Below are 26,295 nucleotides of genomic sequence, written 5' to 3' on the forward strand. Positions count from 1 at the left end.
GTCACTCGGCTTTCCAGAGTTCGGGGAGGGCGAGGTCGATGCCGTCGGCCTCGGCCAGCCGTTCGAAGGTGGCCATGGTCGTCCCCAGGTCGTCGAACATCTTCGGGAGCAGCTTGAGCGGCTTGGACAACGGGCGCCAGAAGGCGTCCCAGTGGATCGGGCGGACGACGCGCGGGGTGAGCGTACCGACGGTCTCCCGCCAGTACCGCTCCCGCCACTCCTCCGTCTGCTTGCCCGCCGCTCCGGCGCCGAGGTAGACGACGTCCGCGGAGTAGCCGGCGAGCGCTCCGGGCACGAAGTTCGCCGACGCGTGGACCAGGACGTTCCCGGCCGCGTGCGCGATGTGGAACGAGTAGCAGCGGCCGGTCTTGAAGGCCTTCGCCTTGGCCGGCAACCGGACGGGCTCGGTGATCTCGCCGGGCACCCGGTCGCCCGCGCTGTGCGCGGCGTCGACCGGTGTCACGGTGAAGGCACCGAATTCCACGGGCTTGCCCGGCACCAGCTCCTGGAACGGCTCGGCGGCCAGGCCGTACCCCTCCTGGACCCTCCGGGTCGACGGCGAGCCGGCCAGCGTGGCGCCGGTCAGCTCGGCGACGACCGGAGCGTCGAGGACGTGGTCGACGTGGGAGTGCGCCACCAGGACGGCGTCGAGCTTCGTGACGGCGAGCCGGCGCAGGGCATCGTCGATCCGGCCGCGGTCCGGCGTCACGCGTGTCGCCATCTTCAGCAGGGACGGCCGCGAGAAGAAGCCGTCGACCAGGACGGCCGAGGTGCCGTCGGTGACCAGGACGTTCGACACCCCGGCGAAAGCCGTGCGCAGTTCGGGCATGCTGAACAGCATGAAGGTCATCGGACTGCTCGGCGGGATGAGCTGGGAATCTTCGGCCGAGTACTACCGGCTCGTGAACGAACGGGTGAAGGACGCCCTCGGCGGGTTCCACTCGGCGCACACCGTGCTCTACTCCGTCGACTTCGCCGCGATCGAGGCCATGCAGGCCGAAGTCCGCTGGGATGACGCCGGCGCGGAGCTGAACCGCGCGGCTCGTGCGCTCGAAGCGGCCGGTGCCGACTTCGTCGTGCTCTGCACCAACACCATGCACAAGGTCGCCGAGCAGCTGGAAGACGGCCTCGGCATCCCGCTGTTGCACCTTGGCGACGCGACCGCCGCGGCCGTCAAGGCCGCCGGGATCCGGCGGGTCGGGCTGCTCGGCACCGGGTTCACCATGGGGCAGCCGTTCTACCGCGACCGGCTCGCCGCGCACGGCCTCGACGTGCTCGTGCCGAGCGCCGAAGACCGGGATCTCGTCCACCGCGTCATCTACGACGAGCTGGTGCTCGGCGTGGTGAAGCCCGAGTCCAGAACCGCCTACCGCGAGGTGATCGCGCGGCTGGCCGAAGCGGGCGCCGAGGGCGTCATCTACGGGTGCACGGAGATCGAGCTGCTGGTCGGCCCGGACGACAGCCCGGTGCCGACCTTCCCCACGACCCGCCTGCACGCGGACGCCGCCGTCGACTTCGCGCTGGGCAAGACCCCGCTGCCGGTGCCGCCCGCCTGAGTCACACGGCGACCACCGGCCCGCCGCTCGCGTGGGCTTCGTGCTGCGCGACGACCTGCCGCCACAGCCGCTCGCGCTCCCCGGCCGTGAACAGGTCGGGGGTGATGCCGAAGACGTCGGCCGCCGCCGTCCACCAGTCCTCGGTGGACTCGACGAACTCCTTGGCGCCGTGGCGGTTCAGGGTTCGCGCCCGCAGGGTGTCGACCCCCGCCGCGTCCCGCCGTTGCAGCACGCACACCCGGACGAACCCCGACTCCGGCGACGTCGACAGCCACGCGTGCTTCTCCGCGAAGTCGGTCATCTCCGCCGCACCCGGTGCGAAGTCGAAGCCGGAAAAGCTGCCCGACGGGTCGTGGTCGAACCGCCAGCCGCCCGGCGCCACCTCCGACGGCCGCAACCGGTAGGTGTGCGGGCCTTGGGCGTACGAGCCTTCCCGTAGGGGGAGCGGCTCGTGGATGCCGTCGCCCAGCCCGGCGTCCACCAGCCACGTCGTCTCCGGCTCGTCCGGCACGCCGGCGACGGTCAGCGCCAGGTGGTTGCGGTCGATGTTCGGCGCGTCGCCCGGACTGCCCTGCACGCCGCCGAGGTGGCGCGTGACCTGGTAGCCGAGTTCGCGCAGCAAGGCCGAAAAAGCGCCGTTCAGGTGGTAGCAGTACCCGCCGCGGCCACGCAGGATCCGGGCGAGCGACGCCGACGGCTCCAGCGGCGTCGGCCGCCCGAGCTGGACCTCCAGCGCCTCGTACGGCACGCGCTCGACCTGCGCCGCGTGCAGCCGCCGCAGCGCGGCCACGCTCGGCGGCTCCGCTTCGAGGCCGAGCCGCCGCAGGTATCCGTCAACGTCGAAGTTCCCCATGCCGCCGACGCTAGCGGTGGGCACCGACAAAAAGCCGGGATCAGGGATTTCACCCGAGGTGCGCCCGGCGGAACCGACGTAGCGTCGAGTACGTGAGCACCTTGAACCCCGCCCCGGAAACCGACGCCGCCAAGCGCGTGCTGCCGCCGAAACCGAAGGCGGCCGCGCTCGTCGCGCTCTCGTTCACCCTGCTGCTCTACCTGGTCGAGCTGGTGGACGTGATCCTGCCCGGCGACCTGGACCAGGGCGGCATCCATTCGCGGGTGCTGTCCGGCCTCGACGGCGTGCTGTTCGCCCCGCTGCTGCACGCCGGCTGGTCGCACCTGTTCGCCAACACCGTGCCGGTCCTCCTGTTCTCCTTCCTCGCCATGGCCGCCGGCATCGGCCGGTTCGCCCTGGTCACGGCCATCATCTGGGTGGTGTCCGGGCTCGGGGTGTGGCTGATCGGGCCGGCGAACGGGGTCACCGTCGGCGCGTCCGGGCTGGCCTTCGGCTGGCTCGCCTACCTGCTGGTGCGCGGCATCTTCAACCGCGCGGCCGGGCAGATCCTGGTCGCCGTCGTCCTGCTCGGCGTGTGGAGCGGCGCGCTCGCCGGCCTGCTGCCCGGCAACCCGGGCGTTTCCTGGCAGGGACACGTCTTCGGCGCGCTGGCCGGCGTCCTCGCGGCGTGGCTGACCAGCCGCACGGGCAAGTCGCGCAAAGCCGAGCCCGCGGTCCCGGGTAACCTCGAAGGGTGACCTCTTCGCCCGCTGATGCCCCGATCGGCGTGTTCGATTCCGGCGTCGGCGGGCTGACGGTCGCGAGGGCGCTGCTCGAGCAGCTGCCCGCCGAGCAGCTCCGCTACGTCGGTGACACGGCGCACAACCCGTACGGCCCGCTCCCGATCGCCACCGCCCGCAGCTACGCGCTCGCGGCCCTCGACGAGATCGTCGAAAGCGGCGTGAAGGCCCTGGTCATCGCCTGCAACACAGCCTCCGCGGCCTGCCTGCGCGACGCCCGCGAGCGCTACGACGTGCCGGTCATCGAGGTCGTCCTGCCCGCCGCACGCCGCGCCGTCGTGGCCACCCACACCGGCCGGGTCGGCGTGATCGGCACCGAGGGCACCGTGCGGTCGCGCGCCTACGAGGACGCGTTCGCCGCCGCGCCGGGCATCGCGCTCACCAGCGTCGCCTGCCCGCGGTTCGTCGACTTCGTCGAGCGCGGCATCACCTCCGGCCGCCAGGTCCTCGGGTTGGCGCAGGGCTACCTCCAGCCGCTGCTCGACGCCGAGGTCGACACGCTCGTGCTCGGCTGCACGCACTACCCGCTCCTGCAGGGCGTGCTGCAGATCGTGATGGGCCAGGAAGTCACCCTGGTTTCGAGTGCGGACGAGACCGCGAAGGACGTCGTCCGGATCCTCACCGAGCGGGACCTGCTGACGACCCGGGAGACCCCGCCGCGGCACGAGTTCCTCGCCACCGGTTCGGCCGAGCCGTTCACCCGGCTGGCCGCGCGGTTCATGGGATTCGCCCCGGGTGTCCTCGCTCCCACCACCGCGTGATCAGGCGTCTTGGCGCTTAGGGTGGCGAAGTGCGACTGACCATCCTCGGGTGCTCCGGCAGCATCCCCGGGCCGAACACCGCCGCGTCCGGCTACCTGGTCGAGGCGGAGGGCTTCCTGCTCGGCCTCGAACTCGGCAACGGAACGCTGGCGCAGCTGCAGGCCGTGGCCGACCCGTTCGACCTGGACGCCCTGGTGCTCACGCACCTGCACCCGGACCACTGCGCCGACGTCAGCGCGCTCACCGTCCTGCGGCGCTACCACCCGGCGCCCCCGTACCCCGCGCGCCCGCGCCTGCTGCCGCTGTACGCGCCGCACGACGCGCCTTTGCGGCTCGCGAACGCGTACGCGCCCAACGAGGCCGAGCGGGCCAGCACCGACCTCACCGACGTCTACGACTTCCGGCCGCTGCGGGCCGAGCCGTTCCGGATCGGTCCGTTCGAGGTCGTCGCGGTCGAGGTCGACCACCCGACCCCGGCGTACGGCCTGCGCATCTCCTACGGCGGCCGGATCCTCGCGTTCACCGGCGACACCGGGCCGTGCGCGGCGCTGAACGAGCTCGCCGACGGCGTCGACCTGCTGCTCGCCGAGGCGTCCTGGACGGATTCGGCCGAACGCCCGGCCGGCGTGCACCTCTCGGGGAAGCAGGCCGGCGAGCTGGCGCGCGACGCCGCGGTCGGGCGGCTGCTGCTGACGCACATCGCGCCGTGGACGGACGCGGGCGCGGTTCTGGCCGAGGCTTCGACGGAGTTCCCGGGGGCCGAGGTCGTCAAGCAGGGTGCCGTCTACGACGTCTGAGCCGCCGGTCCTAGAGTGCTCCCGTGGCTCGAAAAGATGGCAGGAACGACGACCAGCTCCGTGACATCAAGATCACCCGGGGGTTCCAGCGGTGGCCGGCGGGGTCGGTGCTGATCGAATTCGGCGACACCCGGGTGCTGTGCGCCGCGAGTGTCACCGAAGGCGTGCCGCGCTGGCGGGCCGGGTCCGGGCTCGGGTGGGTGACCGCCGAGTACGCGATGCTGCCGTCCGCGACCAACACCCGCGGTGACCGCGAGTCGGTGAAGGGCCGGATCGGCGGGCGCACGCACGAGATCTCGCGGCTGATCGGCCGCTCGCTGCGCGCCTGCATCGACCTGGCGGCGCTGGGCGAGAACACGATCGTCATCGACTGCGACGTCATCCAGGCCGACGGCGGCACCCGCACGGCCGCGGTGACCGGCGCTTACGTCGCGCTGGCCGACGCGATCACGTGGCTGGGCGCGGCGAACCGGCTCAACGACCCGCAGCCGCTGTCGTCGTCGGTGGCCGCGGTGAGCGTCGGCGTGGTCGACGGCCGGGTGCGGCTCGACCTGCCCTACGAAGAGGACTCGCGCGCCGAGGTCGACATGAACGTGGTGGCGACGGACGCGGGCACGCTGATCGAGGTCCAGGGCACCGGCGAGGGTGCGACCTTCGCGCGGTCCACTTTGGACAAGATGCTGGACCTGGCGCAGGCGGGTTGCGAAGAGCTGACCCGCCTGCAGAACGAGGCGCTGGCGCTGCCGTACCCGGGCGAGCTGCCGGAACCGCGTCCGGACAAGAAGAAGGGCTCGAAGTGACGAAGCTGCTTCTGGCCACGCGCAACGAGAAGAAGCTCGGCGAGCTGCGGCGGATTCTTTCCGCGGAAGGAATTTCCGGTCTGGAGGTCGTCGGGCTCGCGGACGTCCCCGCGTTCCCGGAGGCCCCGGAGACCGCGCCCGATTTCGAGGGCAACGCCGTGGCGAAGGCCCGTGACGCGGTGGCGGCTTGTGGTCTGCCCGCCATCGCCGACGACTCGGGCATCGCGATCGACGCGTTGAACGGCATGCCGGGGGTGTTGTCGGCGCGGTGGTCGGGTGGTCACGGCGACGACGAGGCGAACCTGAACCTGGTGCTGGGCCAGCTCGGTGACGTGCCGGACGAGCGGCGGGGAGCGCAGTTCGTCTGCGCGGCGGCGTTGGTTCTTTTGTCGGGCGAGGAGACGGTGGTCCGCGGCGAGTGGCGCGGGACGATGGTCCGCTCGCGGCGGGGAACGAACGGCTTCGGGTACGACCCGATCTTCCAGCCGGACGGTGAGTCGCGGACGTCGGCGGAGATGGAGCCGGCGGAGAAGGACGCGGTTTCCCACCGGGGGCGGGCTCTGCGCGCCCTTCTGCCGGCGTTGCGGGAGCTGGCGGAGGGTTAGTCCTGGGCGGTGAACTCGGTGAAGGCGTCGATCAGGCGCTGCACCGTGTTCGTGTCGTCGCTGCCGGCGATGAGCTCCGTGAACTCGGCGCCCTGGACAGCGATCTCCTTGCTGCGCGGGAACATCGTCTCCTCGTACTGAGCCAAAGCAAGCTCGACGTCCGCAGGATGCGAGGCCAGCGCCTGGCCCAGTTCCGCGCCGTCGAGCATGGCCAGGTTGGCGCCTTCGCCGTTCGCGGGCGTGAGGTGCGCGGCGTCGCCCAGCAGGGTCACTCCCGGCACTCGCGACCAGCGGTGCCCGATCGGCAGCGTGTAGTGCGGGCGCAGGACCGGCGGCGTGTCGCCTTCGGTGATCAGCGCCCTCAGCTCCGGGGCCCAGCCGGCGAACTCCGCCGCGATCCGCTCGGTGGCCGCGGCCGCGTCGGTGAAGTCGATCGCCGCGAACCAGTCCAGCGGCCGGGTGAGGGACACGTACGTGTGCAGCGTGTCGCCGCTTTCGCGGTGGGCGAAGATGCCCCGGTCCCGCGCGGGCGCCATCAGGGAGCCGCCACCGACCGCCTTCGCCGCGGCCGGATGCCGGGTGTCCGCGTCGAACAGGTAGATCTCGACGAACGCCTCGCCCGTGTACTCCGGGGTCGCCGCCGACAGCAGCGGCCGGACCCGGGACCACGCGCCGTCCGCGCCGACCAGCAGTTCGGTGTCCAAGGCGGAGCCGTCGGCGAAGCTCACCTCGTGGCGGCCGTCGCCGAGGGCGCGGACGCCGGTGACCTTGCGACCCCACCGGACCGTGCCGGCCGGGAGCGCGTCGAGCAGCATCCGCCGGAGTTCGCCGCGCTGGGCCTCGGGGCGCCCGCCCGTGCCGTCGTCGGGCTGCTCGAACCGGACGGTGCCGTCCCGGTCGAGGACCCGCATCGCCTGGCGGCCCTCCAGGACGAGACCGCCGAACTCGGCCATCAGGCCGGCCGCCTCGAGCGCGACCTGCCCGTTGTAGTCGTGGATGTCGAGCATCCCGCCCTGCGTGCGGGACGTCGGCGACGGCTCGGCTTCGTAGACGGTGGCGGGAATGCCGTGGACGTGCAGGACGCGGGCGAGCGTGAGTCCGCCGAGGCCGGCGCCGATGATCGTGACCGGGGTGTGCATGAAGGCTCCTTTGCGTTGCGACACCCGAAGGTTGGCGGGCGTCGCTGGCACGGAGCGCTCACGGCGCTGACACGGTCCTGGCAGTCACTGCCAGGACTACTTGTCGCTCGGCCCGAGGATCGCCACCTCGCAGTCGTGCTCGATCTTGTCGGAGTTCGGCGGCTGGGAGTCGCTCGAATACGTCCACGGCGACTCGTCGTTGTCCGGGGTCTCCGCCACGTGCATGCCCTGGTCGTTCATGCACTGGACCCACTTGTGCATGTTGTCCTGGTACGCCGGGTTCTCCCGGTCCATCCCCCACGGCAGCAGCGGCAGCTTCGCACGGCACGCGTCGCCCGCGTCCTTGTGGTCCGCGCTCCACTTCTTCGCGCCCTCGATGGTGTTCGGTTGCGTGTCGACGTCCGCGTTGTGGTCCTTCATGCACGTGCGCCACGGCTCGATCAGGCGGTTGGACTCCTCCGCTGTCTCGTCGACGCGGTGGCGCGGGCGGCCGCCGTCCGCGTCCGTGGAAGGAGCGACCGAAGCCGGAGAAGACGAAGGCGTCGTGAGCGAAGCCACCTGCGGCGGCGCCGGAGGAGGGGACGAACACGCGGCCAAGCCGAGCAGCAGAACCAGACCAGCCAGGAGACGAAGAGCCATACCGGAAGCATGACCGGCGCTTTTCAGGAACTCGTCAGCACGCCGTGAGCGACTCATGCCAGCGCCTGCGTCGGCGGCATCCGCGCGGCGCGCAGCGACGGGTGCAGCCCCGCCAGCACCCCCACCACCAGCGCTCCGAAGACGCCGCCCGCCACCGCCAAGAACGGAATCACCGGTGGCCAGCCTTGGTAAGTCGTGTAGCCCCAGGTCACGAGCACGCCCAGCACCGTTCCCGCACAGCCGCCGAGCCCCGACAACGCCACCGCTTCGGTGAGGAACTGGTCGCGGATGTTCCCGCGCGTCGCGCCCAAAGCCCGGCGCAGGCCGATCTCGCGACGGCGTTCCAGCACCGACACGAACATCGTGTTCGCGACACCGACGCCGCCGACCAGCAGCGCCACTCCCGCCAAACCCAGGAATAGCGCGGAGAACGCCGTCTGCGTCGCCTGTTTCGCCGCCAGCGCGTCCGACGGCCGGGACACCTGGACCAAGCCCGGCAGCTCCGGGTTCAGCGTCGCCGGCAGCACCGCGCGGACGTCGGCGATCGCGTCCTCGCGCGCCTTCACGTACACGACCGTCGGGTGCCCGTCGAAGCCCAGGAACCGTTTCGCCGAACCCCAGCTCACGAGCACCGCGCGCTCGACGTCCGGAGCCAGCGGCATCGGCGCGAGCACCCCGGTGACCGTGTACCAGGTCGTCCCGATCAGCACGACCGGCGGCGGCTGTCCCGGCACCACGCGTGGGATGCCGAGCCGGGACGCGGCGACGTAGCCCAGCGCCACCACCGGCAGGTCCGAATCTTCGAACCGTCCTGTTTGGACACTGCCGTTCAATGCCGGCAGCAGGTCGGGTGACGCGGCGAGCACCGAAAGACCCGAGCCGTCCTGGGGGTCGACGCGGTCGGACCGCCGGACGACGGCGTGCGTGTTCGCGACGGCCGCCGCCGTGGTCACCGGCCCGATCCGCCGCACGCTCCCCACCGCCGACTCCGGCAGCACCTCCGGCGGCGTCTGGTTCGGCTGCGGTTCGGCGCGCAGCATGTTCGTCCCCAGCGCGGTCAGCTGGTCGAGCAGCGCCGCCTGGCTCGACGCCGGGATGCCGGTGACCACGATCAGCGTCGCGATGCCGAGCGAGATCCCCAACGCCGACAACGCCGCCCGCAGCGGTCGCGTCCGGATGCCCAGCAGGCCCAGGCCGAGCACGTCGGCGGGCGTCACGCCGAATCCCCGACGATCCGGCCGTCGCGGAACTCGACGCGCCGGGGCAGCCCGGCCGCGATGCCCCGGTCGTGCGTGATGACCGCGATCGTCGTGCCCTCGGCGTGCAGCCCGGTCAGCAGGTCCAGCACGGCCTGGCCGTTGGCGGTGTCCAGCGCACCGGTCGGCTCGTCGGCCAGCACCAGCGCCGGATCGTTGACGACGGCGCGCGCGATCGCGACGCGCTGGCGTTCCCCGCCGGACAGCTCGTGCGGCCGGTGGGAGACGCGGTGCGCCAGCCCGACCCGCCCCAGCGCGTCCAGCGCGAGCGGACGGCGACGGCGGCGCGGCACCCCGGCGTACAGCAGCCCGGTGGCCACGTTGTCCACTGCGGACAGTCCGTCGGTCAGGTGGAACTGCTGGAACACGAACCCCAGCCGGCGCCCGCGCAGCGCGGACAGCTGCCGGTCGGACAACGTCGTGACGTCGGCGCCGCCCACCTCGACCGTGCCGGACGTCGCGCGGTCGAGCGTCCCGGCGATGTGCAGCAACGTCGACTTCCCGGACCCCGACGGCCCGACGATCGCCAGCAGCTCGCCGTCGGACACGCTCAGCGTGACGTCGTCGAGCGCGACGACGTCACCGGGATAGCGCTTGCTCACCCCGCGCAGGGCCAGCACCGGCGTCACGACGTCGTCACCACTTTGAGGCCTTCGGTGATCCCCGCGCCGCTGATCTCGACGAGGTCGCGCGCGAACATCCCGGTCTTGACGGCTTTCAGGGTCCCGTCCGGCAGCTGCACGGCGTACCCGCCTTCGCGCAGCGCCAGCAGCGCCCCGACCGGCACCGCGAGCACGCCCGCGTGCGTCTCGGTGGCGATCCGCACCTCGACCGACGCCGAATCGAGGTCCGCTACGGACTTCGGGTCGTCCGGAGTGACCGTGACGTTCACCTTGGGTGGCCCCTGCGGTCCGCCTTCCGGCGAGCCCGTGACGTCCGTGCTCACCGACGTCACCTTGGCGGCGACCTCCTTGCCGTCCGGCCGGGCCACCGTCACCGGCGCGCCGGTCTTGATCGCCGCGACGTCCGAAGCGGACACCGGCGCGACCACCACCTTCGTCGTGGCGCTGACCGTGAGCAGTGGTCCGGCGACCGGGTCGCCGGGCTGCGCGGTCACCGAGTTGACCCGCACCGGCCCAGGCAGCACGAGGACCTGGCCGATGTCCAGGACTCCCGTCTCCTCGAGGCCCGCCTTCTTCTGCCACTTCTTCAAGGTTTCGGCGAACGTGAACGTCTTCGGGTGACCCACTTTGTAGCCGAGCGCGTTCAGGTTTGCGGCGACGACGGCGACGTCCGGGCCGGTGAGGTCGGGGTTGTCGAGCTTGCGGAACAGCGGGGTGTCGCCGAAGAACACCGGCACTCCCCGGCCGTCCACTGAGTACAGTGCCTTGCCGCGCTGGGCGACGTCGCCGACGGCGGGCAGCTTCGTCACGGTCCCGGAACCCGTGCCCTTCACCGGCGTCGGAGCACCGAACCCCAGGGTGCCGGTGAACGACTGCGTGTTCGCCAGGTCGGTCTTCCGGACGGCGACGGTGGCCACGGCGGGCGGCGGCGCGGCCGGGGCGGCGGTCCCGCGCCCGTGGTCGACGACGAAGTACGCCGTCGCACCCAGGACGGCGACGACGGCGACGACCGCCCACCGGCCACCCGATCGGGTAGTGCTCATGGGCGTCACGCTCGCAGCGGAATGTCAGGGACCGGTCAGGAAAGCGTGGTCTTCCGGTAGCGGCGCTTATGCTCGGACCCATGTGCGCCCACATCGTGCTGGCCGAGGACGACGCCAAGCAGGCGGAGCTCGTCCGGCGCTACCTCGAGCGGGAGCACCACACCGTGGTCGTCGTCGGAGACGGCGCCGTCGCGCTCGACCTCGTCCGCCGGCACCCGCCGGACCTGCTCGTGCTCGACGTGATGCTGCCCGGGGTGGACGGCCTGGAGATCTGCCGGACGTTGCGCGCGGAGTCCGACCTGCCGGTGCTCATGCTCACCGCGCGGTCCACAGAGGACGATCTGCTCGCCGGGCTCGACCTCGGCGCCGACGACTACGTCACCAAGCCGTTCAGCCCGCGCGAGCTGATGGCCCGGATCCGGACGCTGCTGCGGCGGGCCGCGCCGGGCCGGCCCGGCAGCGGCGCCGCGCGCGTCGGCTCGCTGACCGTCGACCCGATGCGCCACGAGGTGACCGTCGACGGCCGGCCGATCGACTGCACACCCGGCGAGTTCCGGCTGCTGGAGCTGATGGCGGCCCAGCCCGACCGCGTCTTCACCCGCGGGCAGCTGCTGGAGCACCTGCACGGCTTCGACCGCTACATCACGCAACGCGCGATCGACGTGCACGTGATGAACCTGCGCAAGAAGATCGAGGCGCAGCCACGGCGCCCGGCGCGGCTGCTCACCGTCTACGGCGTCGGCTACAAGCTGACCTCGGGCGCCGATGCGCCGTAGCCTCCTCCTGCGGTTGTTCGTGCTGTCGGCGCTGGTCGCGGTGGCCTCGATCGCCGCGACCGCGTGGCTCGCCGCGCGCACGACGTCCGGCGCGATCCAGCAGGAGCAGGGCCAGGCGCTCGCCGACGACGGGAACATCTACCGCGGCCTGCTGAAGTACGCCGCCACGCACCCGGACTGGCACGCCGTCGGTGACCAGGTGCGCGGTACCGCGGCCATTTCCGGCCGCCGCATCGCGCTGACGCTGACCGACGGCACCCCGATCGCCGATTCGGCCACCGACGGCCGGCCGTTGCCGCTGCGGCCCTCGATCGTCGTCGACCCGCTGTCGGTCGACTCCGGGCTCGGCCAGGACACCACCGCCGACCGGATCGACCCCGACGCGGCCGGCCCGTACGCGTTGTCCGAGGCCGACCGCGCGAACCTCGCCGCCGTCGCCCAGCGCGTGCTGCGGTGCGTGCAGGGCCGCTCGGGCCTCGGCTCGATCGAGACGTCGCCGGGCGGGCACCCGCGGATCGAGGGTGCCGACCCGTTCGTGCTCTCCTCCTGCAATGGCACCGCGCTGAGCCGGCCGGCGAAGTCCGAGCAGGCGGCGCTGGACCAGCTCTCCACGCTCGTGAACGCGTGCCTCAACCGCGGGCCGGAGTCGAAACCGCTGGCCCAGGTGCAGGTGCTGCTCGACTTCACGTGGGTGCACCGGGGCGTCGCGGCCGAGGAGTCCGAGCAGGCCGTGCGGTCGTGCCTGAACGCGGCACGCCGGGAGCAGCTGACGCCGTACGTGGCGCCCGCCGCGTCGCTCTACCTCACCGCGCCGTCCGGCGAACCGCCCGCGGGGTTCACGCTGTCGCCGGAGAACCAGGTCCGGCTCTTCCAGGTCGCCGGCGGGATCCTCCTGCTGACGCTGCTGGTCACGGCGTTCGCCGGGCTCCGGCTGATCCGCCCGCTGCGGGCGCTCACCGGTGCGGCGCAGCGGATGGAGGCCGGCGAGACCGGCGCGCAGGTCAAGGTGCGTGGCCGCGACGAGATCGCCCGGCTCGGCACCGCGTTCAACGCGATGTCGTCGAGCCGGGAACGCTTGGAGGAGACCCGGAAGGCGATGGTCAGCGACATCGCGCACGAGCTGCGCACGCCGCTGAGCAACATCCGCGGCTGGCTGGAAGCGACCCAGGACGGCATCAGCCGGCTCGACGACGAGCTGGTCGACTCGCTGCTCGAAGAGGCCGTCCACCTGCAGCACATCGTCGACGACCTGCAGGACCTCGCGCTCGCCGACGCCGGCGCGCTGCGGCTGCACCCGGAGCCGGTGGACGCGGCGGCCCTGCTGGCCCAGGTCGTCGCCGGTTTCCGGCCGGCGGACGTGGCGCTCTCGGTTTCGGTGGACGTGCTGGAGCTGACCGCCGATCCGGTGCGGCTGCGGCAGGCCGTCGGCAACTTGGTGTCGAACGCCGTCCGGCACACCCCGGCCGGCGGCTCGGTGGAGGTGCGGGGGCGCCGGGACGGCGACGACGTCGTCATCGAGGTCGCCGACACCGGCGCCGGGATCGCGCCCGAGGACCTGCCGCACGTGTTCGACCGGTTCTGGCGGGCCGACAAGGCCCGGACGCGGGGAACCGGCGGCAGCGGCCTGGGGCTCGCGATCGTCCGGAAGCTCGCGGAAGCCCACGGCGGGACGGCGACCGTGGTGTCCGTGCCGGGTCAGGGCTCGACGTTCACGCTGCGGCTGCCCGCCGGTACAGCGGTTCCGTGACGGCCTTCGTGAACTGCGGGCCGAACAGGTACCGCGTGCAGTCCGGTGTCTGGTCGAGGCAGAGCGAGCCGTCGGGCTTCAGGTACCAGCCCTCGGTGTCGACGCCGACGACCACACCGTAGCCGGTCTTCTCCGAGAACGACGTCAGCCGGGGGCCGCCACTGGCGCCGCCGCCCATGTCGCACGGCACGCCCCACTGGCCGCGCGGCATCTCGACCTCGTCGCTGCCCGGGTTCTCCTTCGGTGCGCCCCAGCAGTGCGCGACGCGCTGCCCGGTGAACTCCGGGCGGCCCTGGTGGCCGGGCTGCTTCGCGGCGCGCGGGTAGCCGAACTCCTGCGCGGGCAGCTTCCCGGGCAGGCGCATTCCGATCGGCTGGGCGGCTTTGGTGACGTCGGCGGCGCGCCGGCCGTGGTCGTCGGGGTTCAGCACGAGGAACGCCTGGTCGTGGCCGTTCTGCTGGTCGTCGGCGACCCAGGTCGGGTCGGCGAAGGCGGTCCGCGCGACAAACTCGCCGTAGGGCCGGGTGCCGTCGCGGAAGCCGGGGACGAACAGCACCTTGTCCGTCCACTGTGGATCGTTGCCGATCAGGTCCATGCCGTGCACGCAATGCCCGGCCGTGACGATCGTGCTGCGGTTGGCCGCCGCGACCAGCGTCGCGGTGCAGCTCTCGTCCTCGCCGCGGTCGACGAAGAAAAGCCGGCCGATCGTGCGGTCCACCGCGGTGCCGGTGGCGAACCCGGCGCCGTCCGGGCCGTCGGCCGGGGGTGTCCCGGGCGTGGACGGGCCGGTCGGCATGGCGGCGATGCGGTGCGGCGTCCAGTAATCGAGCACCGCCTGGCGCTCGGCGGCCGATACCGCGAGGTCGTGGGCGACGACGCCGTCGGGGGCCTGGGCGGGGGTCGCGCCGAGCGTCGCCGCGGCCAGCACGGCCGCGGCGAGCGCGGTGACTTTCCTTGCCTGGATCACGAGAACCTCCCTTTCGTGGCCCAGGCAGCGTCGCGAAAGGATGTGGGGAACCGGTCAGCGGGTGATCAGGAAGTCACACCGATGTCGCGGATCAGCTTCGCCACGTGCCCGGCCGCGCGGACGTTGTAGAAGGCGTGGGCGATCTTGCCGTCGGCGTCGACGACGAACGTCGAGCGGATGACGCCCAGGTACGTCTTGCCGTAGTTCTTCTTCTCGCCGTACGCGGCCCACGCCTCGATGACGCCCTTGTCGGGGTCGCCCAGCATCGGGAAGGTCAGCTTCTCGGTCTCGACGAACTTCGCGAGCTTCGCCTGCTTGTCCGGCGAAATGCCGATCACCTGGTAGCCGGCGTCGTTCAGCTCGGCGAGGTTGTCGCGGAAGTCGCAGGCCTGCTTGGTGCAGCCCGGCGTGCTCGCCGCCGGGTAGAAGTACACGACGACGGACTTGCCGCGAAAGTCGCGCAGCGAGACGTCCTTGCCCTCGCTGTCGGGCAGGGTGAAGTCCGGGGCTTCGTCGCCGGGGGAAAGTCGCTCGGTCATAAACCCGAGCCTAACGTCAAGCGGGACCGCAGTAGGTGACCGCGGCGGCCTCGGTCGCGCTCGGCCGGATCTGCAGGCGCAGCTGCGTCGGCTCCTGCGGTACCGCGAAAGCCAGGGTGACGTGCACCGAGCGGCCGGGCGCGACGTCCTTGCCCGCGTCGGTGATGCCGGTGAACCCTTGGGTCGTGTCCACGACCTGCTTGACCGGGGTGCCCGCCGAGGTCGCGGCGACGGTGAGGCCCGAAAGCTTGTACGTCGTCGCGCCGTCGTTGGTCAGCTGGACGTCGAAGGCCGCGCCGCGGGGGCTGCGCGGGTACGCCGATGCGCTGGGCTTGAACGACTCCGGCGAGCCGACCGAGATGGTGACGCCGCTGGCGAACCGGTGGTCGGCGCCGAACTTGAGGTCGTTGCCCGCCTGCGCCGCGCTGGCGCCCGCTTGACCGCCGCCCGCGCCGAGGGCCGCGGTGCCCTCCTGCGCCGCAGGGACCCCGCACGCCACCGCCAGGGAAAGCAGTCCTGTGGTGAACATGATCTTGCACGTGCGCGCGAGCGCCATCGCGGGTACTCCAGTCGGCGGTTCGGGGGTGCCGTACGGCAACGGGGCGTGCCGGGCGAACCCGCTCCACTCTGGCCGTGATCGCGCGTGGTTACGAGGAGACACGGGGGGTTGTCGCGCACCTGGTGCCGCGCCGTGGCCAATCCGTGACCGGAACGGCACGGGTGGTGACAATCACTGCCGACATGCCACTTAAACCGCGAGGGCGAACAGCAGGATGAAGATCGCCACGCCGGCCACCCAGGATGCCATCAACCAGCCGAAATCCCGGATGGGATCGACCGCGCGGCTTTCCTCGCCGGGCACGTAGACGCCGCGCTCCTCGAACCAGTCGGCCCAGCGGGCGAACCAGCTCAACGGGTTGCGCGACGACATGCTTCACCTCCGGGCACCGGCTTCCCCGTCACAGTACGGGTACGGCGGCGCTCACCGGAAGCCGCGTGACCGCTCACCGCCCGTGACACGACGTGCCACGGGCGGGTGAACTCCGGCGTTGCTCGTGTAGATCGTCAGAGCACTCCGTTGCCCTGCAGGATCGAGACCGCGCGGACCGTCGCATAGCCCTGCCACTCAAGCTCCGCCGCGGGCGAAAAGCTCGCGAAGTCGACCCGCCAGCCGCCGTCGTCGTGCTGCTCGCCGGCGAGCCGCTGCAGCTCCGCGTCGATCACGGCGTCCTTGAACAACGCGCGGGCCGGGCGGTCCGGCAGCGGCGCGAAGTCCAGTGCGCGCAGGGTTTCCCCCTCCGAACCGCCGGCCACCGGGACCAAGCCGTCCGAGGAGACGAACGGCGCCAGCCGGTCCAGGAGCGTCGCCGCCTCGGCGTGGAAGTCGTGGGCCGCGTCCACGAAGCCCACCGCGAACGACAGCGCGATCGCGTGCGGGGCCTCGCTCAGGGCCCGGATTTCGCGGAAGCAGTACTCCGTCGCCGCGGCGAGCCACGGGTGTTCGCGCACCGCTTGGTCGTGCCGGGCGACGCGCAGGGCGACACCGGCGGCGAACGCCGTGCTCTGCAGCGTGGCCACCGCCGGATCGGCCTGGACCCAGAAGGGCGCGCAGCCCGCCGGGTCCGCCACCGGCAGCGCGAACGGCAGGCCGCCGTCCGGCGTGGAGACCGAAGCCAGCCAGTCGCAGAGCCGGGCCGCGTGCGGGGTGGTGTCCGGCCCGATCTCTTCGAACACTTCAAACGCGTGGAGGGCGCCGCCGGGCTGGCTCTCCGGCGCCCGCAGGTCGGGCTCGAGGCCCCAGCCGTAGCCCCCGTCGGGGTTGCGGTAGCCGTCGACGGCCGCCAGCACGGCATCGGCGTCGGTTTCGCCGCTGAGCAGCTCGAAACGGCGTCGGTCGAGGAGCCGGGCGTGCGTCGCCATGAACGACGCCGCCGCGGAAAGGTTCACAGCCATGCGGTCAGCGTCGCACCGCCGTGGCCGCGGGTCTTGAACGGATCGGACCTCAGGGCAGCTGTGGCCCGACCGGGGCGGCGGCCGCGCGCAGCCGTGCCGCGTCCTGGCCGGGCGGGGCGCCGAACAGCCGGCGGTACTCGCGGTTGAACTGCGACGGGCTGTCGTAGCCGACGAGGTGCCCGACGCCCGCGACGTCGCCCGCGTCGGCCAGCAGCAGCGAGCGGGCCTCCTGCAGGCGGATGCGCTTCTGGAACTGCAGCGGGCTCATCGCCGTGACCGCGCGGAAGTGCCGGTGGAACGCCGACGCGCTCATCCCGCTCAGCTTCGCGAGTTCGTCGACCCGCATCGGCTCGGCGTGGTTCACGCGGATCCACTGGATCGCCCGGCCGACGTGGGCCAGACCGCTGTCGGCCAGGCCGATCTGCCGGAGCAGGCCGCCGTGCGGGCCGGTCAGCAGCCGCCACAGGATCTCCCGCTCGATCAGCGGGGCGAGCACGGGCGCGTCGGCGGGGTGGTCGAGCAGCCGCAGCAGCCGGACGGCGGCGTCGAGCAGTTCGGGGCTCGCGTCCCCGGTCGCGATCGGCGACGCCGGCGGGGTGCGCGAGAACCGGCCGGGCGGGGCTTCGAGCAGCAGCGGGGCGATGGCCGCGGGTCGCAGCGCCAGCCCGAGGCCCAGTGCCGGCGTCTCCGGCGTCGCGCCGACGAAGTGGCCGGTCACCGGCAGGTCGGTGCTGACCAGCAGGTACTGCCCGGCGCGGTACTCGTGCACCTGCTCGCCGAGCAGCAGGCGCTTGCCGCCCTGGGCCATGACGACCAGGAGCGGCTCGGCCAGCGAGTGGTGCGGCTCGCTGGAGTCCACTTCGGACAGTCGCAGGCCCGGGATCGGCGTGCGCAGGTCGGCGCGCGCGTGGGTGGCGACGAGGTCGCGGAGCTCGGTCAGCACGCGTCAAGGGAACCACGCCGGCTTGCCGCAGGCAATCGAAGTCGCGCGGATTGGGCAAGAGGTTGCGTCGATCGATCTACCGTTCAGCTGGTAGTTCGCGGTTTCCTGTGGTGGTCAATCCGACACCAGAGGAGAGTTCCATGTCACTCGACCACTACGTCACCCTCGGCCGGTCCGGGCTGCGCGTCAGCCCGCTCGCGCTCGGCGCGATGACCTTCGGCGAGGACCCCGGCGGCGCCGGGTGCAGCGTCGAGGAATCCGAGAAGATCCTCGCGACCTACCTCGACCTCGGCGGGAACTTCGTCGACACGGCCAACCTCTACACGAACGGCCACTCGGAGAAGATCCTCGGCGACTTCTTCGCGGCGCGGCCGGGCCTGCGCTCGCACGTCGTGCTCGCCTCGAAGTTCTTCGGCAACATGCACCCGGGGGACCCCAACGGCGGCGGCGCGGGGCGCGCATCGATCATCGCCCAGCTCGACGAGACGCTGCGGCGGCTGCGGACCGACCACCTCGACCTGTACTGGCTGCACATGTGGGACCGCCACACGCCGATCGAGGAGACCATGCGGACCCTCGACGACCTCGTGCGCGCGGGTAAGATCCGCTACGTCGGCTTCTCGAACACCCCGGCGTGGGTCACGGCGCAGGCTCAGACGACGGCGCTGCTGCGGGGTTGGACGCCGTTGATCGCGCTGCAGGTGGAGTATTCGCTGCTGGCGCGGACGGTGGAGGGTGAGCTGGCGCCGTTCGCGCTCGACCAGGGCATCGCGCTGACGCCGTGGAGCCCGCTGAAGGGTGGCTTCCTGTCGGGCAAGTACCGGCGCGGGGCCGACGGCGTCGTCGATTCGGCCCGGGCGGCGTACGTCGGTGGCCCGACGGACGAGGAGTACGTCGTCATCGACGAGGTGGCCTCGATCGCTTCGGCGCTGGAGACGACGTCGGCGGCGGTTGCCTTGGCGTGGCTGCGCGCCCGGCCCGGGACGGTGGTCCCGATCGTCGGCGCCCGGCGGCTGGAGCACCTGACGGGGAACCTCGAGGGTCTCGAAGTGACGCTTTCTCCGGCGGACTTGGCGCGCCTGGACGAGGTTTCGGCGCCGACGTTGAACTACCCGGCCCCGATGCACGGCGCCCAGCGCGCGATGCTGCAGTTCGCGGGGACGACAGTCGACGGCGAACCGTCCACTGTGTACCCGCCGCTGCTGCAGACTGACGTGCGCTATTGACCTTTGACGCGGGCTCGACCCCAACCCCGCCGCTGCAAGAGAAATCGGGCCGCGGACAAGCCCTCGGGCCAACCGGCGGACCCTAACCGCGGAACGTCCGCCGATAGGTGTCCGGGGGCACGCCCACCGTGCGGTTGAAGTGCCGTCGCAACGTCGTCGCCGTCCCCATGCCGACCGCCGCCGCGATCGAGTCCACCCCGGAGTCCGTCTTCTCCAGCAGCTCCTGCGCCCGGCGGATGCGCTGGGTCAGCAACCACTGCAGCGGCGTCGTGCCCGTCGCCGCGTGGAAGTGGCGGGTCAGGTGGCGGGTGCTGACCTTCGCCTGGCGAGCCAGGTCCTCCACCGTCAGCGGCTGGTCGAGCCGGGCCGTGATCCACGGGAGGAGCGCCGCCAGCGGGTGGTCGTCGCGCGCGGGGACCGGGGCCGACACGTACTGGGCCTGGCCGCCCGCGCGGTGCGGGGGCACCACCAGCCGGCGGGCGACCGCGTTGGCCGCCGCCGGGCCGTGGTCGGCGCGGACCAGGTGCAGGCACAGGTCCATCGCCGCGGCCTTGCCCGCCGACGTCAGCACGCTGCCGTTGTCCACGTACAGCACGTCCGGGTCCACCGTCACCCGCGGGAACCGGGCGGCGAGGACGCCGGTGTGCGCCCAGTGCGTCGTCGCGCGGAGGCCGTCCAGCAGGCCGGCCGCGGCCAGCACGAACGCGCCCGTGCACAGGGACGCCACCCGCGCGCCGGCCGCGTGCGCCGCCCGCACCGCTTCGACCAGATCGGCCGGCGGGTCCGCGTCGACGTCGGCCCAGCCGGGCACGATCACCGTGCCCGCGCCCGCCAGCCGGTCGAGGCCGTCGTCGGGCTCCAGGAGGAAGCGGCCGATCCGCACCGGGCCCGAGCCGCAGACGGCGAAGTCGTACCGCGGGTCTTCGCCGAACACCTCGGACGCGATCGTCAGCTCGAAGGACAGCATCCCGTCGGTGGCGGCCAGCGCGACTGCGTGCATGTCCGAAAGTGTACGCATCACGTCGTTCCGGACACTGTTGCCGACGCGGAACCGTCGCGAAGATGACGTCATGACTTCGGTACTGGTGTACGGCGCCTACGGGCACACAGGGCGCTTCGTCGTTGCTGAGCTGCGCAGACGCGGCTTCGAGCCCATCCTGTCGGGCCGTGACGCGGCCCGGCTGCCGGGCGGGCGGCCGGCGTCGGTCGACGACCCGGCCTCGCTCGACCGCGCGCTGGACGGCGTCGCGGCCGTGATCAACTGCGCGGGCCCGTTCGCCGCGACGGCCGTCCCTCTGATCGAGGCCGCGGCCCGCGCCGGGGTCCCGTACGTGGACGTCGCGGCCGAGATCGAGGCCAACCTCGACACCTTCGCGCTGGACGTGGACACCGTGGTGGTGCCCGCGATGGCCTTCTTCGGCGGCCTGGGCGACCTGCTGGCCACCGCGGCCATGGGCGACCGGACGGCGGCCGACGAGGTCCACGTCGCCTACGCCCTCAGCGGCTGGCGCCCGACGGCGGGGACCCTCAACGCCGGCCGGGTGTCCCGGGAACGCCGTGGCAGCAAGCGCATCCGGTTCGCGGGCGGCCGGCTGGAGCACCGCGACGACGCCCTCCCGACGCTCGATTGGCCGTTTCCCGAACCGCTGGGCACACAGCCCGTCTTCGGGGAGTTCTCGATGGCCGACGTCGTCACCATCCCGCGCCACCTCGAAGTTCCCAGCGTGACCAGCTACATGACGGTCAACGCCGCGAAGGACCTGTTCGCGGGCGGCGAGCGCGACTCGGCCGAGAGCTTCGTGGTCGACGTCGTGGTCCGCTCCGGCGGCGAAGAGCGCCGGGCCGTCGCCCGCGGGCAGGACATCTACGCGGTCAGCGCGCCGCTCGCCGTCGAAGCGGTGGAGCGAATCCTGAGTGGACGGACGAAGGCGAAAGGCGTTGCGTCGGCGGGGGAGATCTTCGACGCGCCGGACTTCCTGCGCGCGCTGGCGCCGCACATCTCGGTCGAATTCAGCTGAGCGCGGCGCGGCGGTAGCCGCCGGGGGTCGTCGCGTACTCGCGCCGGAAGGCTTTGGCGAAAGCGAACGCCGACCCGTACCCGACGGCCGAGGCGACCTGGGCGAGGGGTTTGTCGGTGTCGCGCAGCAGCTGCCCGGCGATCGTCATCCGCCAGCGGGTGAGGTAGGTCAGCGGCGGTTCGCCGACCAGTGCGGTGAACCGCCGGGCGAACGCGGCCCGGGACAGCCCGGCCGCGGCGCCGAGTTGCTCGACGGTCCACGCGCGGGCCGGGTCGCCGTGGATCGCGGCCAGCGCCCGTGCCGTCACGGGGTCGGCGAGCGCGCCCGACCACCCGGGTGACCCGGCCGTCTCGCCCAGCCACGCGCGGAGCATGTAGACCAGCAGCGCGTCGACCAGCGAGGGCGCCACCACGGCGGCGCCGGGCGGGTGCGCCGCGAGCTCGTCGCCGAGGAGCTGCACCATCGCGCGCAGCCCGGGGTGGCGGCCGGGCACGGCGGGCAGGTGCACCACCTCGGGCAGGTCCCGCAGGAGCGGGTGCGGCCGGTGCCGCCGCAACCGGTAGGCCCCGCAGACGATCGTCGCGCGGGCGCCGGGGCCGGGCAGCGAAACGCGTCCGAAGGGCGTGGCCGGCGATGGGCGCGTGGGCCGGAAGTCGACCAGGGTCGTGCCGGGCGTGGACGTCATGGCGTGCGGGACGCCGCGGCCGAGCAGGGCGACGTCGCCCGGGCCGAGCTCGACCGGCTCGAACTCCGGGCCGCCGGGCAGCGGGGTCAGCCAGGACGTGCCCGCCAGCACGACGTGGAAGGCGGCGCCGGTGGTGTGGTCGAAGCGCAGGCCCCACGGCGCGTGCGCCTCGGTGTGGGCGGCGACCGGCGTGCCGGCACGCAGGGCCGCGAGCACATCCGCGAGCACGTCCATCGGACCACCATAGCGAGACGCTGGGACAACACAACGCGCTTTTCAGCCATTCACCGTCTCGCCGCCCGTGTCTAGCTTGGGGGAATGACAGTGTGGATCGAAGGTGCGACAGGCAAGGCCGGACGGCGCGTGGTGGACGCGTTGACGGCGGCGGGGGTACCGGTGCGGGCGGCGAGCCGCCACCCCGGCGAAGCACCTGACTCGGTGACGCCGGTCCGTTTCGACTGGTACGACGAAACAACCTGGGCAGCGTCAGTCGGCGGCGCCGAGGCAGTGTTCCTCAAAGGACTCGACAGCGACGACAACGCGGCCACGATCATCACGAGGTTCCTCGAGGCGGCCCCGGCCGTCCAACGGGTGGTACTGATGTCCGCGGCGGGCGTCGAGCAGGCACCGGACCACGCGGCGAGGCGGGCCGTCGAGCTGGCGGTGCAGAACTCCGGCAAGCGCTGGACCATCCTGCGGCCGAACTGGTTCCTGCAGAACTTCAACGAGGACGAGTGGGTCTTCGCGAGGGCACTGCGCGAGACGAACGAGCTGTACGCGGGCAGCGGCAAGAGCCGGATCAGTTTCACCGACACCCAAGACCTGGCCGACGCAGCCGTAACAGTCCTGACGGAGGCAGGACACGACGGCCACGCCTACACGATCACAGGACCGGAATCGCTCACGTTCGGCGAGGTGGCGAAGGTACTGGCAAAGACATCAAGCCGCCCGATCCGCCACGTGGACGCAACACCGGCCGAGCACCGCAAGCACTTCGAGAAGTCGGGCCGCCCCACCGCATGGGTCGACCACATGCTGGACCTGTTCAAGATGGTGCGAGCAGGAGTATCCGCCCCCATCACCAACGACTTCGAACAACTGACGGGAAAACCATCCCGCACCCTGGCGGCTTATGCCGAGGAAACCTGGCGGCCGACGAACCAAAGGTGACCACGGCGGGGTCCGGGGGCGGAGCCCGCCGGGCGGGGTCTGGGGGTTGCACCCCCAGGAGATACGACGAAGCGAGGGAGTCCGGCGAAGGCGCAAAGCGCCGAGCCGGGCTCATGAGCGGATCGTGGGCCCGGAGAGACTCGAACTCTCACTGGCATGGACCTAAACCATGTGCCTCTGCCAATTGGGCTACGGGCCCGCTGCACTCGGAAGCGTAGCGTGCGGCGTGGCCCGTGCGGCGGCGGTGGGGCGGTCGACTAGGTTGGGGCCCGGAAGTCCCTGCGGCGAGGAGGACAAGTGGCCCGCGATCCCGAGACGATCGAGCGTGAGATCGAGCAGGCCAGGACAGCTCTGGCGGCGACGCTCGACCAGCTGACCGTCAAGGCCGACCCGAAGAAGCTCGCGGAGTCGGCCAAGGACGGCTTGCGCGCCAAGCTCGACAACCCCAAGGTCAAGTTCCCGCTGATCGGCGGGGGCATCCTCGTGCTCGTCCTGCTGGTGCGCAAGCTCCTCAAGTAGGACAGCTCAGGCGCTGGCCTGCTCCGCCTTCTTCTCGGCGGCGGCAGGCTCGGCTGCCGGCTTGCTCTCCTCGACCGCTTTCGGGAGCTGCTTGCTCGGCGGCAGCTGCGGTTTCTTCTCCGCCGGCGGCGGGGCCGCGGCCGGTTCCTGCTCGCTGGTCTGCTGCTTCGGCACGCTGCCGGGCGGCGGGACCTCGAGCGGCGGCAGCTTCGGGAGCGTCAGCCGGGCGGTCATGTATGTCTGGGTGAAGTCCAGCGCGCTGCCGTTGAGCAGGTGCACGACGGTGTTCTTGCCGTCGCCGCCGAGTTCCTCGACCAGCTGGTCGGCCCGGTCCCGCGCGGCGATGATGCCGGGTGCGCGGTCGGTCAGCTCCTTGCCGCGGCCGCTGACCGTGATCGCCCAGTCGGCGTCCTCCTGGACGTACGTCGCCGTGATCGCTTCCACCATCTGCCTCACGCCCCTCTCCATGCCTACACAACCGTGACGCGGTCGCCGCGATTCCATGACGCTGCTTTTCCAACGACACTGCTTGGAACCGCGCTGCCGCGCCCCCTCCCGGTCGTAAAGGTCCAGCACACTTTCTACCGTGTCTTCAGTACCGTAGAGCAACTCTGTGTCACACGACACGACAGCGCTGAGTAACGACCGAATGGCCTAATGCACGCGCAGGTTACCGTGCACGGCGCTGGAGGCCGCTCCACAGCACGTCCATGGCGTATTCGGTGGCCATTCCGGGGCTCACCTCATCGTGTCGCTCGCACCAGATCGCGAGCCGTTCGCACGCTCCGACCACGAATTCCGCGGCCGCTTCGGCGCGTAGGTCGTCGCCGCTGTCGAAGTAGCCGCTCATCAGCGCGGCGATCAGGTCGGTCTGCTGGCGCCGGGTCTCCTCGACCTCGTCGGCGGCCGGCGTGCCGATCAGCGCCATCTCGTGGCGCAGCAGCGACCACGCCTCGCGCCGGTCCCGGATGAAGACGAAGAAGGCGAGCAGGCCGCGGCGCAGGGCGTCCTCGGCGGTCGCCGCGCCGACCGTCGCCTGCTCGGTGACCTCGCGCAGGACCGATCGCGACTCGCGGATGCAGGCCAGCAGCAGGCCTTCCTTCGAGTTGAAGTACTCGTAGAGCATCGGCTTGGAGACGCCCACCAGTTCGGCGATCTCGTCCATGGACGCCGCCGCGTAGCCGCGCTCCGAAAACACCTGCTCGGCGACCTCGACCATCTGCCGCATCCGCTCGGCCCGGGGCATGCGCTTGCGTTTCGCGGTGGTCACGAGCGACACTCTACCGGTAGTAACCTACTCTGAGTAAGATGGACGACCAGTAACAGGCAAACAGAGCACAGGCACCGGGAGGCGCGATGGGCAACCGCACGGAGATCGGGGTCGTCATCATCGGGACCGGGTTCTCCGGTCTCGGCATGGCGATCCAGCTGCGCAAGGAGGGACGCGACGACTTCGTCATCCTCGAGAAGGCGCACGACGTCGGCGGCACGTGGCGGGACAACAGCTACCCCGGGTGCGCCTGCGACATCCCGTCGCACATGTACTCGTTCTCCTTCGAGCAGAACCCGGGCTGGTCGCGGGCGTACTCGCCGCAGCCGGAGATCTGGCGGTACATGCGCGAGGTCGCCGACAAGCACGACCTGCGGAAGTTCGTCCGCTTCGGCCAGGAGATGACCGGCGCCCGCTGGGACGCCGACGAGAACCGCTGGCACGTCGCCACGAGGGGCGGCGACGAGTTCGTCGCGGGCGCGCTGGTCGCGGGGGTCGGGGCGCTGCACCTGCCGCAGATCCCGGAGCTGCCCGGGATCGAGAACTTCGCCGGCCCGGCCTTCCACTCCGCGCGGTGGCGTCACGACGTCGACCTGACGGGCAAGAAGGTCGCCGTCATCGGCACCGGCGCCAGCGCGGTCCAGTTCGTGCCGAAGATCGCGCCCGAGGTGGGGGAGCTGACGCTGTTCCAGCGCACGCCGCCGTGGATCATGCCGAAGGCCGACCACGAAATGTCCGGGCGCACACGCGCGCTGTTCAAGGCGTTCCCGCCGGCCCAGCGCGCCTACCGGAACGTCCTGTACTGGCTGCTCGAAGCGCGCGCGATCGGCTTCAACGGCCAGTCTTGGGTGATGAAGCTCGGGCAGCGCCTGGCCAAGCGCAACATCGACCGCGCGATCACCGACCCGGCGCTGCGGCGCAAGGTCACCCCGGACTACACCATGGGCTGCAAGCGCGTGCTCATCTCCAACGACTACTACCCGGCGCTGGCCCGGGACAACGTCGACGTCGTCACCGACGGCGTGAAAGAGGTCCGGGAGCACAGCGTCGTGGACGCCGCGGGCGTCGAGCACGAGGCCGACGTCATCGTCTACGGCACCGGTTTCCACGTCACCGACGCGTTCGACGACCTGGAGATCGTCGGGCGCGACGGGCGCAACCTGGGCAAGGAGTGGGCGACCGAGGGGATGCGGACGCACCTCGGGATCACCGTCGCCGGCTTCCCGAACCTGTTCTTCCTGCTCGGCCCCAACACCGGGCTCGGGCACAACTCCGTCGTGTTCATGATCGAGGCGCAGATCTCCTACGTCGCCGAGGCGCTGCGGCTGGCCCGCGGGAAGGCGATCGAGCCGAAGCCCGAGGTGCAGGAGCGGTTCAACACCGCGATCCAGCGCAAGCTGGCGAAGGGGATTTGGACGCGCGGGGGCTGCAAGAGCTGGTACCTGGACGCAAAGGGCGTCAACCGGACGATCTGGCCGGGCTTCACCTGGCGGTACTGGCTGGACACGCGCAAGGTGCGGCGCGAGGACTTCCGGGTCGGCTGAGGGTCGTGAGTGAGAAACAGTGCCGCTGCTGAAACCGACGCTGATCTTCGTCACCATCACCTCGACGATCGGCGGCCTGCAGATCTT

The 26,295-nt window shown here is 71.8% G+C and carries 30 protein-coding genes and 1 tRNA gene; 13 read left to right on the forward strand and 18 right to left on the reverse strand.

The genetic code is table 11. From position 1 onward, the window contains the following. Window position 1 precedes the first annotated feature (1 nt). Entirely contained in the window at window positions 2-850 is an 849-nt protein-coding gene (locus tag AB0M59_RS39945) for an MBL fold metallo-hydrolase (protein WP_364626134.1), read from the reverse strand. Between AB0M59_RS39945 and AB0M59_RS39950 the strand changes: the two genes are divergently transcribed. Continuing rightward, window positions 840-1,556: an aspartate/glutamate racemase family protein gene (locus tag AB0M59_RS39950; protein WP_364626137.1), complete on the forward strand. Its 717-nt coding sequence runs from the start codon at window positions 840-842 to the stop codon at window positions 1,554-1,556. The genes AB0M59_RS39945 and AB0M59_RS39950 overlap by 11 nt on opposite strands. 1 nt (window position 1,557) lies before the next feature. Here AB0M59_RS39950 and AB0M59_RS39955 read toward each other — a convergent pair whose 3' ends face one another. Then, a complete protein-coding gene (locus tag AB0M59_RS39955; protein ID WP_364626140.1) occupies window positions 1,558-2,409 on the reverse strand; it encodes an arylamine N-acetyltransferase in 852 nt (283 codons plus the stop codon). A 92-nt stretch (window positions 2,410-2,501) separates the two neighbouring features. Here AB0M59_RS39955 and AB0M59_RS39960 point away from each other — a divergent pair, with 92 nt between their 5' ends. From AB0M59_RS39960 to rdgB, 5 genes are read left to right on the forward strand one after another with little or no spacing between them, the layout of a single operon-like run. Continuing rightward, complete coding sequence (locus AB0M59_RS39960; RefSeq protein WP_364626142.1) at window positions 2,502-3,146, forward strand: rhomboid family intramembrane serine protease; 645 nt, start codon at window positions 2,502-2,504, stop codon at window positions 3,144-3,146. Beyond that, entirely contained in the window at window positions 3,143-3,949 is an 807-nt protein-coding gene (gene murI / locus AB0M59_RS39965; protein WP_364626145.1) for a glutamate racemase, read from the forward strand. Before AB0M59_RS39960 ends, murI begins: the two co-directional genes overlap by 4 nt. A 29-nt stretch (window positions 3,950-3,978) precedes the next feature. Further along, entirely contained in the window at window positions 3,979-4,746 is a 768-nt protein-coding gene (locus AB0M59_RS39970) for an MBL fold metallo-hydrolase (RefSeq protein WP_364626147.1), read from the forward strand. Window positions 4,747-4,769: 23 nt separating this feature from the next. Further along, on the forward strand, window positions 4,770-5,546 hold the full coding sequence (gene rph / locus AB0M59_RS39975; RefSeq protein WP_364626150.1) for a ribonuclease PH: 777 nt from the start codon (window positions 4,770-4,772) through the stop codon (window positions 5,544-5,546). Beyond that, on the forward strand, window positions 5,543-6,151 hold the full coding sequence (gene rdgB / locus AB0M59_RS39980) for an RdgB/HAM1 family non-canonical purine NTP pyrophosphatase (RefSeq protein WP_364626153.1): 609 nt from the start codon (window positions 5,543-5,545) through the stop codon (window positions 6,149-6,151). Before rph ends, rdgB begins: the two co-directional genes overlap by 4 nt. On the opposite strand, the gene AB0M59_RS39985 is transcribed toward rdgB, so the two are convergent. The 5 genes from AB0M59_RS39985 to AB0M59_RS40005 all read right to left on the reverse strand — a co-directional run bounded on the left by AB0M59_RS39985 (window position 6,148) and on the right by AB0M59_RS40005 (window position 10,851). Beyond that, entirely contained in the window at window positions 6,148-7,290 is a 1,143-nt protein-coding gene (locus tag AB0M59_RS39985) for an NAD(P)/FAD-dependent oxidoreductase (protein WP_364626156.1), read from the reverse strand. The genes rdgB and AB0M59_RS39985 overlap by 4 nt on opposite strands. Window positions 7,291-7,386: 96 nt before the next feature. Further along, window positions 7,387-7,929, reverse strand: coding sequence for a hypothetical protein (locus tag AB0M59_RS39990; RefSeq protein WP_364626158.1), 543 nt, complete (start codon window positions 7,927-7,929; stop codon window positions 7,387-7,389). A gap of 53 nt (window positions 7,930-7,982) precedes the next feature. Next, the gene (locus tag AB0M59_RS39995; RefSeq protein ID WP_364626161.1) at window positions 7,983-9,146 is read right to left on the reverse strand and encodes an ABC transporter permease; all 1,164 of its coding nucleotides are present in this window, start codon (window positions 9,144-9,146) and stop codon (window positions 7,983-7,985) included. Then, a complete protein-coding gene (locus AB0M59_RS40000; protein ID WP_364626163.1) occupies window positions 9,143-9,814 on the reverse strand; it encodes an ABC transporter ATP-binding protein in 672 nt (223 codons plus the stop codon). The genes AB0M59_RS39995 and AB0M59_RS40000 overlap by 4 nt, the downstream gene beginning before the upstream one ends. Beyond that, window positions 9,811-10,851 carry a peptidoglycan-binding protein gene (locus AB0M59_RS40005; RefSeq protein WP_364626166.1) on the reverse strand — a complete coding sequence of 347 codons (1,041 nt, stop codon included), beginning with the start codon at window positions 10,849-10,851 and terminating at the stop codon, window positions 9,811-9,813. The genes AB0M59_RS40000 and AB0M59_RS40005 overlap by 4 nt, the downstream gene beginning before the upstream one ends. Before the next feature lie 80 nt (window positions 10,852-10,931). Here AB0M59_RS40005 and AB0M59_RS40010 point away from each other — a divergent pair, with 80 nt between their 5' ends. Beyond that, window positions 10,932-11,627, forward strand: coding sequence for a response regulator transcription factor (locus AB0M59_RS40010; RefSeq protein WP_364626169.1), 696 nt, complete (start codon window positions 10,932-10,934; stop codon window positions 11,625-11,627). Next, complete coding sequence (locus tag AB0M59_RS40015; RefSeq protein WP_364626172.1) at window positions 11,617-13,374, forward strand: ATP-binding protein; 1,758 nt, start codon at window positions 11,617-11,619, stop codon at window positions 13,372-13,374. The genes AB0M59_RS40010 and AB0M59_RS40015 overlap by 11 nt, the downstream gene beginning before the upstream one ends. Here the strand turns inward: AB0M59_RS40015 and AB0M59_RS40020 are convergent. The 6 genes from AB0M59_RS40020 to AB0M59_RS40045 form a co-directional block, all read right to left on the reverse strand. Further along, window positions 13,337-14,341: a hypothetical protein gene (locus AB0M59_RS40020; protein ID WP_364626175.1), complete on the reverse strand. Its 1,005-nt coding sequence runs from the start codon at window positions 14,339-14,341 to the stop codon at window positions 13,337-13,339. The two genes, AB0M59_RS40015 and AB0M59_RS40020, sit on opposite strands and share 38 nt — an antisense overlap. Before the next feature lie 65 nt (window positions 14,342-14,406). Further along, window positions 14,407-14,880 carry a thioredoxin-dependent thiol peroxidase gene (gene bcp, locus AB0M59_RS40025; protein WP_364626178.1) on the reverse strand — a complete coding sequence of 158 codons (474 nt, stop codon included), beginning with the start codon at window positions 14,878-14,880 and terminating at the stop codon, window positions 14,407-14,409. A 16-nt stretch (window positions 14,881-14,896) separates the two neighbouring features. Beyond that, window positions 14,897-15,436, reverse strand: coding sequence for a hypothetical protein (locus AB0M59_RS40030; protein WP_364626181.1), 540 nt, complete (start codon window positions 15,434-15,436; stop codon window positions 14,897-14,899). A gap of 192 nt (window positions 15,437-15,628) precedes the next feature. Next, window positions 15,629-15,811 (reverse strand): hypothetical protein, encoded by a 183-nt coding sequence (locus tag AB0M59_RS40035; RefSeq protein ID WP_364626184.1) that lies wholly within the window; start codon window positions 15,809-15,811, stop codon window positions 15,629-15,631. Window positions 15,812-15,945: 134 nt separating this feature from the next. Further along, window positions 15,946-16,833 carry a hypothetical protein gene (locus AB0M59_RS40040; RefSeq protein WP_364626187.1) on the reverse strand — a complete coding sequence of 296 codons (888 nt, stop codon included), beginning with the start codon at window positions 16,831-16,833 and terminating at the stop codon, window positions 15,946-15,948. A gap of 49 nt (window positions 16,834-16,882) precedes the next feature. Next, on the reverse strand, window positions 16,883-17,776 hold the full coding sequence (locus AB0M59_RS40045) for an AraC family transcriptional regulator (RefSeq protein ID WP_364626190.1): 894 nt from the start codon (window positions 17,774-17,776) through the stop codon (window positions 16,883-16,885). 140 nt (window positions 17,777-17,916) lie between these two features. Between AB0M59_RS40045 and AB0M59_RS40050 the strand changes: the two genes are divergently transcribed. Further along, the gene (locus tag AB0M59_RS40050; RefSeq protein WP_364626193.1) at window positions 17,917-19,002 is read left to right on the forward strand and encodes an aldo/keto reductase; all 1,086 of its coding nucleotides are present in this window, start codon (window positions 17,917-17,919) and stop codon (window positions 19,000-19,002) included. Between the two features lie 82 nt (window positions 19,003-19,084). Here the strand turns inward: AB0M59_RS40050 and AB0M59_RS40055 are convergent, their stop codons facing one another. Next, window positions 19,085-20,002 (reverse strand): helix-turn-helix domain-containing protein, encoded by a 918-nt coding sequence (locus AB0M59_RS40055; RefSeq protein ID WP_364626196.1) that lies wholly within the window; start codon window positions 20,000-20,002, stop codon window positions 19,085-19,087. A gap of 70 nt (window positions 20,003-20,072) precedes the next feature. On the opposite strand from AB0M59_RS40055, the gene AB0M59_RS40060 reads away from it, so the two are divergent. Continuing rightward, window positions 20,073-21,020 (forward strand): saccharopine dehydrogenase NADP-binding domain-containing protein, encoded by a 948-nt coding sequence (locus tag AB0M59_RS40060; protein ID WP_364626199.1) that lies wholly within the window; start codon window positions 20,073-20,075, stop codon window positions 21,018-21,020. Here AB0M59_RS40060 and AB0M59_RS40065 read toward each other — a convergent pair. Then, a complete protein-coding gene (locus tag AB0M59_RS40065; RefSeq protein WP_364626201.1) occupies window positions 21,013-21,939 on the reverse strand; it encodes an AraC family transcriptional regulator in 927 nt (308 codons plus the stop codon). The genes AB0M59_RS40060 and AB0M59_RS40065 overlap by 8 nt on opposite strands. Window positions 21,940-22,023: 84 nt before the next feature. On the opposite strand from AB0M59_RS40065, the gene AB0M59_RS40070 reads away from it, so the two are divergent. After that, the gene (locus AB0M59_RS40070) at window positions 22,024-22,875 is read left to right on the forward strand and encodes an NAD(P)H-binding protein (protein WP_364626204.1); all 852 of its coding nucleotides are present in this window, start codon (window positions 22,024-22,026) and stop codon (window positions 22,873-22,875) included. 125 nt (window positions 22,876-23,000) lie between these two features. On the opposite strand, the gene AB0M59_RS40075 is transcribed toward AB0M59_RS40070, so the two are convergent. Further along, window positions 23,001-23,074: transfer RNA gene (locus AB0M59_RS40075), tRNA-Leu, on the reverse strand. A 98-nt stretch (window positions 23,075-23,172) separates the two neighbouring features. Between AB0M59_RS40075 and AB0M59_RS40080 the strand changes: the two genes are divergently transcribed. Beyond that, a complete protein-coding gene (locus tag AB0M59_RS40080) occupies window positions 23,173-23,394 on the forward strand; it encodes a DUF3618 domain-containing protein (protein ID WP_364520638.1) in 222 nt (73 codons plus the stop codon). A gap of 6 nt (window positions 23,395-23,400) precedes the next feature. Here AB0M59_RS40080 and AB0M59_RS40085 read toward each other — a convergent pair whose 3' ends face one another. After that, entirely contained in the window at window positions 23,401-23,841 is a 441-nt protein-coding gene (locus tag AB0M59_RS40085; protein ID WP_364626213.1) for a hypothetical protein, read from the reverse strand. Window positions 23,842-24,064: 223 nt separating this feature from the next. Beyond that, window positions 24,065-24,622 (reverse strand): TetR/AcrR family transcriptional regulator, encoded by a 558-nt coding sequence (locus AB0M59_RS40090; RefSeq protein ID WP_364626216.1) that lies wholly within the window; start codon window positions 24,620-24,622, stop codon window positions 24,065-24,067. A gap of 128 nt (window positions 24,623-24,750) precedes the next feature. Between AB0M59_RS40090 and AB0M59_RS40095 the strand changes: the two genes are divergently transcribed. After that, window positions 24,751-26,208, forward strand: a complete 1,458-nt coding sequence (locus AB0M59_RS40095; RefSeq protein ID WP_364626207.1) for an NAD(P)/FAD-dependent oxidoreductase — start codon at window positions 24,751-24,753, stop codon at window positions 26,206-26,208. Window positions 26,209-26,295: the final 87 nt, after the last annotated feature.

The sequence above is a fragment of the Amycolatopsis sp. NPDC051371 genome (genome assembly GCF_040682155.1).
Lineage (GTDB): Bacteria > Actinomycetota > Actinomycetes > Mycobacteriales > Pseudonocardiaceae > Amycolatopsis.